The 15,531-nt window shown below is 71.3% G+C and carries 13 protein-coding genes and 1 pseudogene; 6 read left to right on the top strand and 8 right to left on the bottom strand.

Going from position 1 to position 15,531, the window contains the following annotated elements; genetic code table 11:
* Window positions 1–211: 211 nt before the first annotated feature.
* From CR470_RS26575 to CR470_RS26565, 3 genes are read left to right on the top strand one after another with little or no spacing between them, the layout of a single operon-like run.
* Window positions 212–736 carry a PadR family transcriptional regulator gene (locus CR470_RS26575; RefSeq protein ID WP_018956160.1) on the top strand — a complete coding sequence of 175 codons (525 nt, stop codon included), beginning with the start codon at window positions 212–214 and terminating at the stop codon, window positions 734–736.
* Window positions 733–1,419, top strand: a complete 687-nt coding sequence (locus tag CR470_RS26570) for an ABC transporter ATP-binding protein (RefSeq protein ID WP_097870060.1) — start codon at window positions 733–735, stop codon at window positions 1,417–1,419. Before CR470_RS26575 ends, CR470_RS26570 begins: the two co-directional genes overlap by 4 nt.
* Window positions 1,416–3,803, top strand: coding sequence for an FtsX-like permease family protein (locus CR470_RS26565; protein WP_097870059.1), 2,388 nt, complete (start codon window positions 1,416–1,418; stop codon window positions 3,801–3,803). The genes CR470_RS26570 and CR470_RS26565 overlap by 4 nt, the downstream gene beginning before the upstream one ends.
* 143 nt (window positions 3,804–3,946) lie before the next feature.
* Here the strand turns inward: CR470_RS26565 and CR470_RS26560 are convergent, their stop codons facing one another.
* Complete coding sequence (locus CR470_RS26560; RefSeq protein ID WP_097870058.1) at window positions 3,947–4,933, bottom strand: hydrogen peroxide-inducible genes activator; 987 nt, start codon at window positions 4,931–4,933, stop codon at window positions 3,947–3,949.
* 132 nt (window positions 4,934–5,065) lie between these two features.
* Between CR470_RS26560 and CR470_RS26555 the strand changes: the two genes are divergently transcribed.
* Together CR470_RS26555 and CR470_RS26550 are read left to right on the top strand one after the other, a co-directional pair.
* On the top strand, window positions 5,066–5,620 hold the full coding sequence (locus CR470_RS26555; protein ID WP_007452441.1) for a peroxiredoxin: 555 nt from the start codon (window positions 5,066–5,068) through the stop codon (window positions 5,618–5,620).
* A 12-nt stretch (window positions 5,621–5,632) separates the two neighbouring features.
* Window positions 5,633–6,166: an alkyl hydroperoxide reductase gene (locus CR470_RS26550; RefSeq protein WP_097870057.1), complete on the top strand. Its 534-nt coding sequence runs from the start codon at window positions 5,633–5,635 to the stop codon at window positions 6,164–6,166.
* 76 nt (window positions 6,167–6,242) lie between these two features.
* On the opposite strand, the gene CR470_RS26545 is transcribed toward CR470_RS26550, so the two are convergent.
* From CR470_RS26545 to CR470_RS26530, 4 genes are all read right to left on the bottom strand, one after another.
* Window positions 6,243–7,622 carry an AI-2E family transporter gene (locus CR470_RS26545; RefSeq protein ID WP_097870056.1) on the bottom strand — a complete coding sequence of 460 codons (1,380 nt, stop codon included), beginning with the start codon at window positions 7,620–7,622 and terminating at the stop codon, window positions 6,243–6,245.
* 166 nt (window positions 7,623–7,788) lie between these two features.
* Window positions 7,789–8,502, bottom strand: a complete 714-nt coding sequence (locus CR470_RS26540) for a transglycosylase SLT domain-containing protein (RefSeq protein ID WP_097870055.1) — start codon at window positions 8,500–8,502, stop codon at window positions 7,789–7,791.
* 389 nt (window positions 8,503–8,891) lie between these two features.
* Window positions 8,892–10,214 carry a PhoH family protein gene (locus CR470_RS26535; RefSeq protein ID WP_097870054.1) on the bottom strand — a complete coding sequence of 441 codons (1,323 nt, stop codon included), beginning with the start codon at window positions 10,212–10,214 and terminating at the stop codon, window positions 8,892–8,894.
* 395 nt (window positions 10,215–10,609) lie between these two features.
* Window positions 10,610–11,371, bottom strand: coding sequence for an isoprenyl transferase (locus tag CR470_RS26530; protein ID WP_073741104.1), 762 nt, complete (start codon window positions 11,369–11,371; stop codon window positions 10,610–10,612).
* Between the two features lie 262 nt (window positions 11,372–11,633).
* Between CR470_RS26530 and mgrA the strand changes: the two genes are divergently transcribed.
* Window positions 11,634–12,683: an L-glyceraldehyde 3-phosphate reductase gene (mgrA, locus tag CR470_RS26525; protein WP_097870053.1), complete on the top strand. Its 1,050-nt coding sequence runs from the start codon at window positions 11,634–11,636 to the stop codon at window positions 12,681–12,683.
* Between the two features lie 422 nt (window positions 12,684–13,105).
* Here the strand turns inward: mgrA and CR470_RS26520 are convergent, their stop codons facing one another.
* The 3 genes and pseudogenes from CR470_RS26520 to CR470_RS26510 form a co-directional block, all read right to left on the bottom strand.
* Window positions 13,106–13,552: a hypothetical protein gene (locus CR470_RS26520; RefSeq protein ID WP_097870052.1), complete on the bottom strand. Its 447-nt coding sequence runs from the start codon at window positions 13,550–13,552 to the stop codon at window positions 13,106–13,108.
* A 148-nt stretch (window positions 13,553–13,700) separates the two neighbouring features.
* Window positions 13,701–14,510, bottom strand: coding sequence for a class I SAM-dependent methyltransferase (locus CR470_RS26515; protein ID WP_097870051.1), 810 nt, complete (start codon window positions 14,508–14,510; stop codon window positions 13,701–13,703).
* A gap of 241 nt (window positions 14,511–14,751) precedes the next feature.
* Window positions 14,752–15,438: pseudogene (locus CR470_RS26510) on the bottom strand (prepilin peptidase); the annotation flags it as partial.
* Window positions 15,439–15,531: the final 93 nt, after the last annotated feature.

The following is a 15,531-nucleotide window of genomic DNA, read 5'->3' as shown; positions in this document are numbered from 1 at the left end:
CGTCCGATCGCCCGCCGGGGGCGGCCGCCCGGACGGCCGCCGAAGGAGCCGGAAACCCTGCCGGAGCCCGGGTCGAGCACGCCGCGGCCCCCGCCCGGGACCGACGCCCGAGACACCCCGTAGCACCGCGACCCCGACCCGCTCCCCGGGCCGGGGTCGCTTTTCGGACGCGTATACACAGCAGGTATACACGCCGTGTACAGTTCCTCCCATGTCTATCGGTCACACCCTCCTCGGGCTCCTGGAGTCCGGCCCCCGCCACGGCTACGACCTGAAGCGGACCTTCGACGAGAAGTTCGGCCAGGACCGCCCGCTGCACTACGGCCAGGTCTACTCGACGATGTCCCGGCTCCTGAAGAACGGGCTCGTCGAGGTCGACGGCGTCGAGAGCGAAGGAGGCCCCGAGCGCAAGCGGTACGCCATCACCGACGCCGGGATCACCGATGTCTCGCACTGGCTGGCCCAGCCCGAGAAGCCGGAGCCCTACCTCCAGTCGACGCTCTACACGAAGGTCGTCCTGGCGCTCCTGACCGGTCGCAGCGCGGCCGATCTGCTGGACACCCAGCGCTCGGCGCATCTGCGGATGATGCGCGTCCTCACCGACCGCAAGCGCAAGGGCGACCTCGCCGACCAGCTGATCTGCGACCATGCCCTGTTTCATCTGGAAGCCGATCTGCGCTGGCTGGAACTGACCTCTGCCCGTCTCGACCAGCTCGCCAAGGTGGTGGCTCCGTGATTCCCGAAGGCTCCCTGCTCGCCGCGCACGATCTGCGCAAGACCTACGGTCCGACGCCCGCCCTGGACGGCGCGTCGTTCTCCGTGCACCCCGGTGAGGTCGTCGCCGTGATGGGCCCCTCCGGCTCCGGCAAGTCGACCCTGCTGCACTGCCTGGCCGGGATCATCACGCCCGACTCCGGCACCATCACCTACGCGGGCCGTGAGCTGTCCGCGATGTCGGACGCCGAGCGCAGCGCCCTGCGGCGCAGCGACTTCGGCTTCGTCTTCCAGTTCGGCCAGCTCGTCCCGGAGCTGACCTGTGTGGAGAACGTCGCCCTGCCGCTGCGGCTGAACGGCGTCAAGCGCAAGGCCGCCGAGCGCACCGCCCTGGAGTGGATGGAGCGCCTGGAGGTCGACGACCTCGGGACCAAGCGTCCCGGCGAGGTCTCCGGCGGGCAGGGCCAGCGGGTCGCGGTGGCCCGTGCTCTGGCGGCGTCGCCGAAGGTGATCTTCGCCGACGAGCCGACCGGCGCGCTGGACTCCCTCAACGGCGAGCGGGTGATGGAGCTGCTCACCGAGGCCGCCCGCTCCGCCAACGTCGCCGTGGTCCTGGTGACCCACGAGGCCCGCGTCGCCGCCTACTCCGACCGTGACGTCACCGTGCGCGACGGCCGGGCCCGTGACATGGAGCACGCCGTATGACGCTGCTCGAAGAGAAGCGGACGGCGGCGCCACCGCGTCCGGCATCGCCCTCGCGGGGCGCGGTGACCCTCCGCGACCTCGGCCTCGGCATCCGGTTCGCCGCCGCCGGGGGCCGCGAGGGCTGGATCCGTACGCTGCTGACCGCCGTCGGCGTCGGCCTCGGCGTCGCCCTGCTGCTGCTCGCCTCCTCCGTACCGCATCTGCTCGACGAGCGGAACGCGCGCGAGCAGGCCCGCAGCCAGGCACGGATCGCCGACTCCCCCGACGCGAACGCCACGAAGTCGGACAGCTCGGTGCTGCGGATCAACACCACCACCGAGTACCGCGACCGGACCGTCGCGGGATATCTGATGCGCCCGGACGGCTCGACGCCCGTCCTCCCGCCGGGACTCGACCGCTTCCCCGCGCCGGACACGATGGCCGTCTCCCCCGCCCTGCGGGAACTGCTCGCCGAGCCGGGCAACGAACTGCTGCGGGAGCGGCTGCCGTACGAGATCACCGGCACGATCGGGGACGCCGGGCTGCGCTCTCCCAACGAACTCCTCTACTACGCGGGCAGTGACACCCTGACACCGGCCGCCGGCGGCCACCGGATCGCCGCCTACGGCGACGACCGCCAGGGCGATCCCCTCCCGCCGTTGCTCCTCGTGCTCGTCATCATGGTCTGCGTCGTGCTGCTGGCCCCGGTCGCGATCTTCATCGCGACGGCCGTGCGCTTCGGCGGCGACCGCCGCGACCGGCGGCTGGCCGCGCTGCGGCTGGTCGGCGCGGACATCCGGACGACCCGGCGGATCGCCGCCGGGGAGGCGCTGTTCGGCGCGCTGCTCGGGCTGCTGTTCGGCCTGGTCTTCTTCCTCGTGGGCCGGCAGTTCGTCGGCGCGGTGGAGATCTGGGACGTCAGCGTGTTCCCGGCCGACCTGGCGCCCGACCTCCGGCTGGCGACGCTGATCGCGGTGGCCGTGCCCCTGACCGCCGTCCTCGTCACCCTGGTGGCGATGCGGTCCGTGGTGATCGAGCCGCTCGGCGTCGTACGCCGGGGCCGTGACCGGGGACGCCGCCTGTGGTGGCGGCTGCCGGTGCCGCTGGCGGGTCTCGCGGTGCTCGCGCTCTGGGGCCGGGTAGAGGAGTACGCGCCGGTGAACCCGTTCCCGATCACCGCCGGCGCCGTGCTGGTGCTGTTCGGGCTCGCCCTGCTGCTGCCCTGGCTGGTCGAGGCCTGTGTGAACCGGCTGCGCGGCGGCCCGGTGCCCTGGCAGCTCGCCACCCGCAGGCTCCAGTTGAGCAGCGGGGCCGCGTCCCGCGCGGTCAGCGGGGTCACCGTGGCGGTGGCGGGAGCGATCGCCCTCCAGATGCTGTTCGCCTCGATGAACGCCGACTTCAACCGGATGACCGGCCAGGACCCGACGCGGGCCCAGTTCGCCGGGTACTCCGAGGACGTCACCGGCGAGGCGGCCACCTCGGCCATCGAGCAGTTCCGCGCCACCAAGGGCGTGGAGGTGGTCATCGGATCGGTGGCGGCGTACGCGTCCAGGCCCGGCGTCTTCGCCGACGAAGACGTGCAGCCCACCACCACGCTGACCGTCGGCACCTGCGGGACCCTGCGCGAGCTGGCCCGGATCGACGCCTGCGAGGACGGCGACACGTTCGTCGTCCACCCGCCGGGCGACAAGGACATGACCGCCTGGGTCGACGAGACCGCCCGCAAGGGCAAGGAGGTCGAGATCGGCTACGGGAACAAGCTGGTGCGGTGGACGCTGCCCGCCGACTCCCCGACCGTGCAGGGCCGCAAGGACCCGATGGGCGATATCCACTACGGGATCATGGCCACCACCGGTGCGATCGACGCGGGCAAGCTGCCCGGAGCGACGATCACCGTCCAGATCCGGGTCGACCGGAGCGTGCCGGACGTCGCCGAGTACGTACGCAACACGGCGGCGAAGGTCGACCCCGGTATGCGCTTCGTCACGCTCGACTCGGTGGAGCGCGACCGCCAGTACGCCAGCATCCAGACCGGGCTCCAGGTGGGGGCCTCCGCGGTGCTGCTGCTGATCGCCGCGTCGATGCTGGTCTCCCAGCTGGAGCAGTTGCGTGAGCGCAGGCGGCTCCTGTCGGTGCTGGTCGCCTTCGGCACCCGGCGCTCCACGCTCAGCTGGTCGGTGCTGTGGCAGACCGCCGTGCCGGTGGTGCTCGGTCTGGGGGTCGCGATCGCCGGCGGCCTGGGGCTGGGCGCGACGCTCACCTGGCTGACCGGGAAGCAGGTCGCCGACTGGTGGCTGTTCTGGCCGATGGCGGGGGTCGGGGGCGGGCTGATCGTGCTGGTGACCCTGCTGTCGCTGCCGCCGCTGTGGCGCATGATGCGCCCGGACGGGCTGCGCACCGAGTGACACCCGCCCAGGGCGTGTCCGGCGGAGCTTGACCGGGTCCGCGACGCCTGGCACGGCCTGTCCGGCCCCGATCCGCCGGACACGCCCTCATCCGCTGACGGCCGGGGCTCCTGGGAACAGGATCCCCGGCCGTATGTGCGCCCTCAAGCGCCTTCCGCCACCGGCCGCACCGGCAGGGGCTCCATCGCCTCGCGCAGCGCGGCGGCGAACTCCTCGAACTCGCCGCCCCGCGCCGACCCGGTCCGCATCGCCAGCGCGACCCGCCGGGTGGGCGCGGGATCCGCGAAGTACCCGGTGGCCAGCGCCTCGTTGCGGCCGGTCTCCACCGTCACCGCGGTCCGGGGCAGCAGCGTCACCCCGAGCCCTCCGGCCACCAGCTGGACCAGGGTGGACAGCCCGGCGGCGGTCGTGGTCACCGGCGCGCCCTCGGTGCGGCCCGCCTCACGGCAGATGTCCAGGGCCTGGTCGCGCAGGCAGTGCCCCTCGTCCAGGAGCAGCAGCGGCAGTTCGCGCAGCGCCTCGCGCGGGATGTCCGCCCGGCCGCCGAGCCAGTGGTCCTGCTCCATGACCAGCACGAAGTCCTCGTCGAAGAGCGGGATCTCGGTGACTCCCGGCACCCCGAGCGGCACGGCGAGCAGCAGCAGGTCCAGCCGCCCCGCGGCGAGCCCTTCGAGCAACGAGGAGGTCTGCTCCTCGTGGACCTGGAGGTCGAGGTCCACATAACGCTCGTGGACGAGGCGGAGCACGGTGGGCAGCAGATACGGGGCGACGGTCGGGATCACGCCGAGCCGGAGCACTCCGGTGAACGGGGCGCGGACCGCCTCCGCCTCCTCCATCAGCGCGGCGACGGCCTCCAGTACCGCCCCGGCCCGCACCGCGAGCCGCTCTCCCGCGGGCGAGAGCAGCACCTTGCGCGTCGTACGCTCGATGAGCTGGACACCCAGTGCCTCCTCCAGGGTGGACACCGCTCCGGAGAGTGCCGGCTGACTCATCCCGATTGCTGCCGCCGCGTCCCGGAAGTGCAGATGCTCCGCCACGGCCTTGAAGGCGCGCAGCTGCGACAGGCTGGGCTGCTTGGCGGCCGACTTACCGGACTGCTTGGGGCGTACGCCCTGATTTCCCTGGCCCACTGATAGGCACCTCCGATCATCTGGACCGAGTGTAGCTATTTCCGTGATCAATGCACTCTGTGCCATGGTGGAGCTCGTCCAACCCTCAGGAACGCCCCCAAAAGGGAATTCCAGACGTTGCAAGGAGAGCGCGTGCTCACTGTCGGTGACAAGTTCCCCGAGTTCGACCTGACTGCTTGTGTTTCGCTGGAGAGCGGCAAGGAGTTCGAGCAGATCAACCACAAGACCTACGAGGGCAAGTGGAAGATCGTCTTCGCGTGGCCGAAGGACTTCACCTTCGTGTGCCCCACCGAGATCGCCGCCTTCGGCAAGCTGAACGAGGAGTTCGCGGACCGCGACGCCCAGGTCCTCGGCTTCTCCGGTGACTCCGAGTTCGTGCACCACGCCTGGCGCAAGGACCACCCGGACCTGACCGACCTGCCCTTCCCGATGCTGGCCGACTCGAAGCACGAGCTCATGCGTGACCTCGGCATCGAGGGCGAGGACGGCTTCGCCCAGCGCGCCGTCTTCATCGTCGACCAGAACAACGAGATCCAGTTCACGATGGTGACCGCCGGTTCCGTGGGCCGTAACCCCAAGGAGGTCCTGCGGGTCCTCGACGCCCTGCAGACCGACGAGCTGTGCCCGTGCAACTGGACCAAGGGCGAGAACACCCTCGACCCGGTCGCGCTCCTCTCGGGCGAGTGAGCTGATACCGACATGGCTCTCGACGAACTGAAGTCCGCCATACCGGACTTCGCCAAGGACCTGAAGCTGAACCTCGGCTCGGTCATCGGCAACAGCGACCTCCCGCGGCAGCAGCTGTGGGGCACCGTGCTGGCCTGCGCGATCGCTTCGCGTTCGCCGAAGGTGCTGCGCGAGCTGGAGCCCGAGGCGAAGGCCAACCTCTCCGCCGAGGCGTACACCGCGGCGAAGTCGGCGGCCGCGGTCATGGCGATGAACAACGTCTTCTACCGGACCCGGCACCTGCTGTCGGACCCGGAGTACGGCACGCTCCGCGCGGGCCTGCGGATGAACGTCATCGGCAACCCCGGCGTGGAGAAGGTCGACTTCGAGCTGTGGTCGCTCGCCGTCTCCGCGATCAACGGCTGCGGCCAGTGCCTGGACTCCCACGAGCAGGTGCTGCGCAAGGCCGGCGTGGACCGTGAGACCATTCAGGAAGCCGTCAAGGTCGCTTCGGTGATCCAGGCGGTCGGTGTGACCCTCGACGCCGAGGCCGTACTCGCCGAGTAGTGACACCGCACCACCCCTGATACGAGAAGAGCCCCGAGGACGACCGACCGTCCCCGGGGCTCTTCTTTTCGTCTTCCTACTCCTGCGGAGGCTTGCTCTCCCGCGCGGGTTCGCCCGGCGGGCCCTGCGGACCCGGGGGCGCGGGCGCGGCGTGTGCCGGGCTCATCGCCAGGGCGGTGGCCCCGTGGTGACCGCCCCGCTCGCCGGGCTCCCCGTACGCGCGCAGATAGCCGACCACCGTGTTGACCACGGCGACCAGCGGCACGGCGACCACCGCGCCGCCGATGCCCGCGACCAGACCGCCGGTCGCCACCGCGAGGACCACCGCGAGCGGATGCACCCGCACGGCGCGGCCGAGGATGAACGGCTGCAGGATGTGGCCCTCGATCTGCTGCACCGCCAGGACCACCACCAACGCCCACAGCGCGGTCCACACCCCCTCGGTGACCAGCGCGACGACCACCGCGAGCGCCCCGGAGACCACGGCGCCGACGAGCGGGATGAAGGCGAACAGGAAGATGAAGACGGCCAGCGGCACCGCGAGCGGCACATTGAGGATGTAGAGGCCGAAGCCGATGAAGATGGCGTCGATCAGGGCGACGAGCACCGTGCCGCGCACATACGCGGTCAGGGTGCGCCAGGCGCGCGGTCCGGCGCCGGCGACCCCGGGGCGGGCCGCGGCGGGCACCAGCTTGAGCGACCACTCCCAGATGCGCCTGCCGTCGTAGAGCAGGAACAGCGTGGAGAACATCGCCAGCAGCAGCCCGGTGAGGAACTCCACCATGACGGTGACGCCCTGGAGTCCGGCGGAGGTGATCTCCTCGGTGTTGGTGCTGATGGTGTCGCTGAGGTTCTTGGCGATGTCGTTGATCTGCGACTCGGTGACGTGGAAGGGGCTGTCGAGCGCCCAGCGCTTCAACTCGTCGATGCCGTCGCGGACCCGGTCGGAGAGCGTGTCGAGGTTCTCCAGCACCTGCCACACCACGAACCAGCCGACCAGGCCGATGACGACGAACCCGAGCACGGCGGTCACGGCGGTGGCGAGCCCGTGGGGCAGCCCGAACCGCTTGAGCCGGACCACGGTCGGCTGGAGCATCGCGGTGACGAGCAGCGCGGCGGCGAAGGCCAGCACCACGAGCTGGACCGCGCTGATCACCCGCATCAGCACATAGAGCGTCCCCGCGAGGACGAGGAGGCGCCAGCCGGCCTCGGCGGCGACCCGCATCCCCCACGGGATCGCCGCCACCGGATCCGGCTTGGCGGCGACCGAGGGGGCGTACGAGGGCGGCGCGGGCACCTGCCCGGCGTCGTCGGCCTCCGGGACGGCGGGCGCCCCTCGCACCGCGAGGGGGTCTTCGTCATCGGCGGCGGCGTGCGCCCGCCGCTCGTCCAGTCGCGCACCCAGCTCCGTCAGTTCGGACCCGAAGCGGCCCAGCCATCCCGGCAGTTTCGACATGCTTGCTTTCCTTCCCCCATCTTCGCCACCCAGCGCTCCTCAGCGTCTTCCCACGCTCCCCGGTACCGCCAGGATGCGACCGTACACGCGCGAGGCCCCTCACCGTCCGGACGGTGAGGGGCCTCGCGAGGTTGAGAGGGCGGTCCGTGGACTTCGCCCGCTCCCTCTAATACCAGTTGTTGGCCTGCCAGAAGGACCAGGCGCCGCACGGGCTGCCGTAACGGCCGTCCATGTAGCTGAGGCCCCACTTGATCTGGGTGGCCGGGTTGGTCTGCCAGTCGGCGCCGGCGGACGACATCTTGTGTCCCGGGAGCGCCTGCATGAGCCCGTACGCCCCGGAGGACGGGTTGGTCGCGCGGTAGTTCCAGGTCGACTCGTGGTTCACGATGTTGCTGAAGCACTGGAACTGGTCCGCGGGGACCATCTGACGGGCCATCGCCTTGACGTCGGCCACGCTGTAGGAGCCCTGCGCGGAGAACGAGGCGGCGTCGCGGACGGAAGAACGGCTGGCGCGCTCGGCCTCTCGCTTCTTCTTCTTCTCCGCCTCGCGCTCGGCCTCGATCCGGTCCTCGGCCGCCTGCTTCTTGGACTTGGCGTCCTTGGCGGCCTGGAGGCGGGCCGATTCCTCGGCCGACTTCTTCGCGGCGGCGTCGGCGGCGGATGCCTGGGCATCGGCCTGCTGCGTCAGCGAAGCGGTCTGTACCTGGGCCTGCTGGCCCGCGGGGATGTCTGCGAGCAGCGTGGTGTCGGCTGCGGCCGCCTCGAAGTTGTTGTCGTCAGCGGCGGGTGTGCCGCCCGCAGCAACGCCTACGACGGCGCCAACGGTGGTGACCGCGGTGGCGGATGCCACGGCGAACCCCCGGACCGAGATCCGGCTCACATGGTGTCCTTCCAGCATCGCCCGCTTAGGTGACCTCGCGGGCGCGTTCGTGCCCCTGGCACTGGCCTCCCTACTGCGTGGGTCACGGGAGGCGCGGGCCCGATGGGCAACCCCGGCGAGGAGGCTGCCGCGTGGTGCTCGCGGGCGGCATACGGGCGTCTCGTGTTGAGTTGTGTGGTGCGTGGCGCCTCTGGAGGTGCCCAAGTGCCGTATGCGGGGCCTGACGGAAGCAAGACTCTGCCGGACGGGAGCGCCAGGAGGCAATTCTGTGTTGCGTGGGAAAGGTCACACCTCGTTCGGCCCTCTGAATTCCCGGAAATGACGGCGCAGCACAATGCCGCCCGGCTAAGCTCCTTGGCTCGCCGGGCGGCATCAAAGGGACATGCGCGTCAGATCTGGCCTTCCTCCAGCATTTCGGTCACCAGCGCGGCGATCTGCGAACGCTCCGACCGCGTGAGCGTGACGTGGGCGAACAGCGGATGGCCCTTCAGTTTCTCGACGACGGCGACGACTCCGTCGTACCGGCCGACCCGGAGGTTGTCCCGCTGGGCGACGTCGTGGGTGAGCACGACACGCGAATTCGCCCCGATTCGGGACAACACGGTCAGCAGGACGTTCCGTTCGAGCGACTGCGCCTCGTCGACGATCACGAACGCGTCGTGCAGGGAGCGGCCGCGGATGTGGGTGAGCGGCAGGACCTCCAGCATCCCGCGCCCGAGCACCTCCTCGATGACCTCGCGTCCGGCGACCGCCGAGAGCGTGTCGAAGACCGCCTGCGCCCAGGGGCTCATCTTCTCGGCCTCGCTGCCGGGGAGATAGCCGAGCTCCTGCCCGCCCACCGCGTACAGCGGGCGGAAGACCATCACCTTCTTGTGCTGTTGGCGCTCCAGCACCGCCTCCAGGCCCGCGCAGAGGGCCAGCGCCGACTTGCCGGTGCCGGCCCGGCCGCCCAGCGACACGATGCCGACGTCGGCGTCCAGCAGAAGGTCGAGGGCGATCCGCTGCTCGGCGCTGCGCCCGTGGATGCCGAAGGCCTCCCGGTCGCCCCGCACGAGCCGCACGTTGCCCTCGGCCGTCACCCGGCCGAGCGCCTTGCCGCGCTCGGACTGGAGGACCAGGCCGGTGTGCACGGGCAGTTCGGCGGCCTCGGGGACGTACAGCGTCTCCTCGCTGAACAGCAGGTCGATCTGTTCCCCGGCGAGGGACAGTTCGCTCATGCCGGTCCAGCCGGAGTCCGTGATGGCGAGCTCGGCGCGGTACTCCTCGGCGAGGAGGCCCACGGAGGACGCCTTGATGCGGAGCGGCAGGTCCTTGGAGACGACCGTGACGTCGTACCCCTCGGCCTGGAGGTTGCGTGCGACCGCGAGAATCCGTGAGTCGTTGTCCCCCAACCGGTAGCCGGCGGGCAGGACACCGGGATCGGAGTGGTTGAGCTCGACACGGAGCGTCCCGCCCAGATCCCCGAGCGGGATCGGGGCGTCCAGCCGGCCGTACCGGACCCGGAAGTCGTCCAGCAGGCGCAGTGCCTGCCGGGCGAAGTATCCGAGCTCGGGGTGATGCCGTTTGGCCTCCAGTTCCGTGACCACCACGATCGGCAGCACGACTTCGTGCTCGTCGAAGCGGGCCATGGCACCGGGATCGGCCAGCAGGACGCTGGTGTCGAGAACGTATGTGCGCCGGTCGGGCATGCGGCGCTTGCTGCTGGTCACCACGGAAGGACGTACCCCCTCGGACGAGGTCGGGGAGTGCGACGGACGGTCGCGGAGCTTCCCGAAGGGAGAGGACGGACCGGGATCGGGCCCCTGTGCGCGGGCCGGACCGCGGCCACCGCGTCGGCCGCAGACTGTCTACGGTCCTTCGTGTGCAAAGGGCCTCCCGGGCGAGCGGTCTTGGCACCGCTCACTTGGATGCGACATCCGCCTGGTTGATGACCGGACGTCGACCTGACAGAGGTATTCCCTTCTCCGCGCGAAGCCATGCCGCCGCATATGACACGGTGTGGAGAAGTCCCGGTGGACGCGCGGTGACCTCCTTACCTACGCGATGGCTCCCCTATATAGGGGAGCCATCGACGGACGCGCGGGCGGGAGGCGTGTTTCGGGACGCCTCAGGCCCCGTAGCGGCGGTGGCGGGCGGCGTAGTCGCGCAGCGCCCGGAGGAAGTCGACCTTGCGGAAGGCCGGCCAGAAGACCTCGCAGAAGTAGTACTCCGAGTGGGCGCTCTGCCAGAGCATGAAGCCCGAGAGCCGCTGCTCGCCGCTCGTCCGGATCACCAGATCGGGGTCGGGCTGGCCCCGGGTGTAGAGGTGCTCGGAGATCAGGTCGGTGGAGACGACCTCGGCCAGCTCCTCGAAGGTCGTGCCCTTCTCCGAGTGCTCCAGGAGCAGGGAGCGCACCGCGTCCGCGATCTCCTGACGGCCGCCGTAGCCGACCGCGACATTGACGATTATTCCGTCGATGTCGGACGTCGCCTCCTGAGCCTCCTTGAGCACCGACTGCGTCTCCGGCGGAAGCAGGTCGAGCGTGCCGACGTGGTGGACGCGCCAGCGCCCGTCCGCAGCAAGGTTGCGCACGGTGTTCTCGATGATGCCGAGCAGCGGCTTCAGCTCGTGCTCGGGCCGGTCGAAGTTGTCCGTGGACAGCATCCAGAGGGTGACGACCTCGACATCGGTCTCGCTGCACCAGCCGAGCAGCTCGGAGATCTTGTCCGCACCGGCCTGGTGACCCTGCACGGCCGATCCGCCGGACGCCTTGGCCCAGCGCCGGTTGCCGTCGAGGATGACCCCGATGTGCTTCGGCACCTGATCGTGGTCCAGGCGGCCTCCCACCCGGCGCGCGTAGAGCCTGTACACCAGGTCGCGGAAGTTCACTGCGTTCACCCTCTCGGTTCCGTACGGGCCCGGGGCCCGCCCTCCCCGTCGCCGGGGGTCCGGGGGCCGTCCCCCGCGGGGGATCGCTGCACGGCCTGTGCCGCCCGCACGATCCCTCGGCGGTCCGCACCCCTACCACTGGCACGGCCACGCGGGCCTTCGCCGCGCCGCACATCGGCATTCCCCGAAGCCGCCACATTACTGCGACCGGGTCACGGGGGCCCAACCCGGTCTGTCACAACTCCGTGATAAGGAATGAAACGTGACTGATTACCTCTCCCCCGACCTGCGCCACCGCGCCGCCGATTCGCGCTACGACTCCATGGAGTACCGCCGGACCGGGCGCAGCGGCCTCAAGCTCCCCGCCCTCTCGCTGGGCCTGTGGCACAATTTCGGCGACGACCGGGCGCTGGACTCCCAGCGGGCGATTCTGCGCCGCGCCTTCGATCTCGGGGTCACCCACTTCGACCTGGCCAACAACTACGGCCCGCCGCCCGGCTCGGCCGAGCTGAACTTCGGCAAGCTCTTCGCCCAGGACTTCACCCCCTACCGGGACGAATTGGTCATTTCCACCAAGGCCGGCTATCTGATGCACCCCGGCCCGTACGGCGAGTGGGGTTCCCGGAAGTACCTGCTGTCCTCGCTCGACGCCTCCCTGAAGCGGATGGGCCTCGATTACGTCGACATCTTCTACTCGCACCGCTTCGACCCGCACACCCCGCTGGAGGAGACGATGGGCGCCCTGGCGTCCGCCGTCCAGCAGGGCAAGGCGTTGTACGTGGGCGTCTCCTCGTACAACGCGCAGCAGACCGCCGAGGCGGCCGGCCTGCTCAAGGAGATGGGCGTGCCGGCCCTGATCCACCAGCCGTCCTACTCCATGATCAACCGCTGGATCGAGGACGACGGGCTGCTGGACACCCTGGAGGCGGCCGGGATGGGCTGCATCTCCTTCGTGCCGCTCGCACAGGGCCTGCTCACGAACAAATACCTCAAGGGCATTCCCGAGGGCTCGCGCGCCACCCAGGGCAAGTCGCTCGACCCGGGCCTGCTCTCCGACGAGGTGGTCCGCCGGCTGGGCGGCCTCAACGACATCGCGCGGGGGCGCGGGCAGTCGCTCGCCCAGCTCGCCATCGCGTGGGTGCTGCGCGACAGCCGGATGACCTCGGCGCTGATCGGCGCGTCGAGCGTGCGGCAGCTGGAGGAGAACGTGGCGGCCCTCGCGGGTCCGGCGCTGACCGCCGATGAGCTGAAGGAGATCGATGCCTTCGCCGTGGACACGGCGGGCACGAACATCTGGGCCGGCCGCAGCTGACGCCGGCCCGACGGGGCTCGCGCGCAAGGAAGAACGGAAGCGCCCCGGGGCCGCACGGCGGCGCCGACGCCGGCCCGTAAAAAAACGGGCCGGTCCGTGGGGGGGGATACGGACCGGCCCGAGGGGGGGTTTCCACCATAACCCTTCGTAAGTGCTGCCGCGTGCCGCGCCACTCCACCATTACTCTCCGGATTCGCCGGACCCCGTTCCCGGCAGGGCGGCGGACGCACGTCGGACTCCCGGGGCCGGCCCCGGCACAGGCCCCGATTTCGACCGTGCTGTCAGGGGGGCGCGATACGACGTCGGCTTGACGCCTCCGGGATCGGCGGAGGACGGAAGCTGGTCCACAAGGGCTCTTGGTGTATTGATCACGAACGGCCGAGCAGTTCGCCGCGCCGACGGCGGGGGCGGTGGTGCGCGGGTCAGGGGCGGGAGTCGAAGCGGATCGCCATCGTGTCTCCGGCGACCACCACGAAGTCCCCCTCCTCGCACCGGATGACGGCCTGGAGCACCTCCCCGCCGGCATCTCTCAGCTCCTGGGTGCCGACGACCGTCCACGCTCCCCCGTACGGCACCGGCGGGAGGAGGGCGGGCGGGGCGTGCTGCCACCGGCTCGCCGGTACGCACCACTCGGGCAGCCTCGGCCAGGCGCCCGGGGTGACGTGCAGTGTCCGGTCGGAGGCACAGGTCAGCAGGACGGACTGATCGTCCGAGAGGACGAACTCGACGGCCTCCGGCTCGCCCGCCCGGCCCTCGGGCCGGTAGTAGACCCCGAGGACGGCGGTGATCCTGGCCCCCGTGAGCCAGTCGGCGTTACCGTGCCGCGCGCGTCCGGCAGGCGCCACGCAGTCTCCCCTCTCCACGGTCATGACCGCTCCCCCTCCTTCGCTGTGCCCTTCGCTGTGCGTGCGTCCCGTCGAATAGGACGGCCGCCCGCACGATCCCGTTGCCTCCGAGGTGGCACTGAACTGGCGTACGAGATGGGCGGGTTGACCGGCGGGCGGGCCCCGGCCGCCGTCACCGGGGCTTGCGCGCCTCGACGAGGAAGCGGGCGGTGCGGGCGCGGAACGGGCCTTCCGCCTCGATCTGCCGGTGCAGTGCGGCCAGTTGGGGCCGATACCGCTCGACGGTGAATCCGGGGACCATCCAGATCACCTTGCGCAGGAAGTAGACCACCGCGCCGATGTCGTGGAACTCGGTGCGCAGGGTCTCGGAGCGCAGGTCCACCACCTCGAGTCCGGCCGCCGTCGCGGCGGCCCGCGCGTCCTCCGGGTGCCGGCCGCGCCGGACCTCGGGCGGCTGGGGGCCGAGGAAGTGCTCGACGAGTTCGAAGACGCTGGCCGGGCCGACCTGCTGCGAGAAGTACGTGCCGCCGGGGACGAGCACCCGCGCGATCTCCTCCCACCACGTGGTGACCGGATGGCGGCTGACCACGAGGTCGAAGGCGGCGTCCCCGAAGGGCAGCGGCGGTTCGTCCTCGTCGGCGACGACGACCGCTCCGAGCGGGTGCAGAAGGGCGGTGGCGCGGGCGATGTTGGGCGGCCAGGCCTTCGTGGCCACGGTGACCGGCGGGAGCTTCGGCGCGGCGGCGAGGACCTCGCCGCCCCCGGTCTGGAGGTCGAGAGCGGAGTGGGCCCGGCCGAGCCGGTCGGCCATCGCGCGTGCGTACCCCCAGGAGGGGCGCTCCTCGGTGGCCCGGCCCTCCAGCCAGGAGAAGTCCCATCCGTCCACGGACACGGCGTCGGCCTCGGCGACGAGGGCCTCGAACCGGTCGCGGGAGGCCGGGGAGTCGAAGGGGAGGGGGGCGGGTGCGGATGGTTCGGACATACGGGAATCGTGTCAGGCGGGCCCGGAGCGCGCGAACGGATTCCCCGCCCGCGCGGGCGCGGGCGGGCGGGCCTGGCGGGCGGGCCTGCGGGCGGGCTGTCTCTTATACACATCTGNTCTACACGCCCCCCTCGCGCCATCAGAGATGTGTATAAGAGACAGTTCCCCGCCCGCGCGGGCGCGGGCGGGCGGGCCTGGCGGGCGGGCCTGCGGGCGGGTGCCCCCGCGTCCGGGGCCGTACTCACCCGGCCAGGGCCCCGAGCAGCAGGCCGGTCAGCGCCCCGCCGATCATGAAGGGGCCGAACGGGATGCCGGTCCGGCGCCCCGCCCGGCGCAGGAGCACCAGGGCGAGTCCGTACGCCGCCCCGTACAGGAATCCGGCGAACCCGCCCAGGAACAGCACGGTCCAGCCGTACCAGCCGAGGGCCACGCCCAGGGCGACGGCGAGCTTCACATCGCCGAAGCCCATGCCGTCCGGGTTGATCAGGAAGAGCAGGAAGTAGAAACCGCCGAGAGTCAGGCCGCCCAGCAGGCCGGAGGTCCAGGATCCGGCGTGCCCGGGAAGCAGCGCGGCGCCGCCGAGCAGCAGGACGGCCGCGGCCGCCAGGGGCAGGGTCAGGGGGTCGGGCAGCCGGTGGACCCGCCGGTCGACGACGGCGAGGAGCACGGCGACGGGGGTCAGCGCCAGCCACCCGATCAGCTCGGGCCTGGCCCCGGTGGCGGCGGCGAGCGCGACACAGGCGATCACGGTGACCAGGGGGGCGAGGACGCCGGGGGCGTAGGCGGACGGGCCGGGGACAGGAGCTCCGGTGCCGCAGCTCGCTTCGGCAGGGGCCGCCCCGGGGCCGGCGCCCGGCCGGCCGGGGTCGGTGTCGGCCCCGGGTTCGGCGCCCGGTCGGCAACCGGCGGAGGTGTTAGGCGCGGGGGCGGTGTCGGGCGCGGGGCCAGGGACCGGCGCGGGGCCGGTGTCCGGCGCGGCGAGCGTTCCCGGGGCGGCGGCGTCTGTCTCTTATACACATCT

Source organism: Streptomyces sp. rh34 (assembly GCF_002551245.1).
GTDB lineage: Bacteria > Actinomycetota > Actinomycetes > Streptomycetales > Streptomycetaceae > Streptomyces.
Note: the sequence above shows the minus strand (reverse complement) of the source record. Positions and strands in the feature narration are given on the sequence as shown.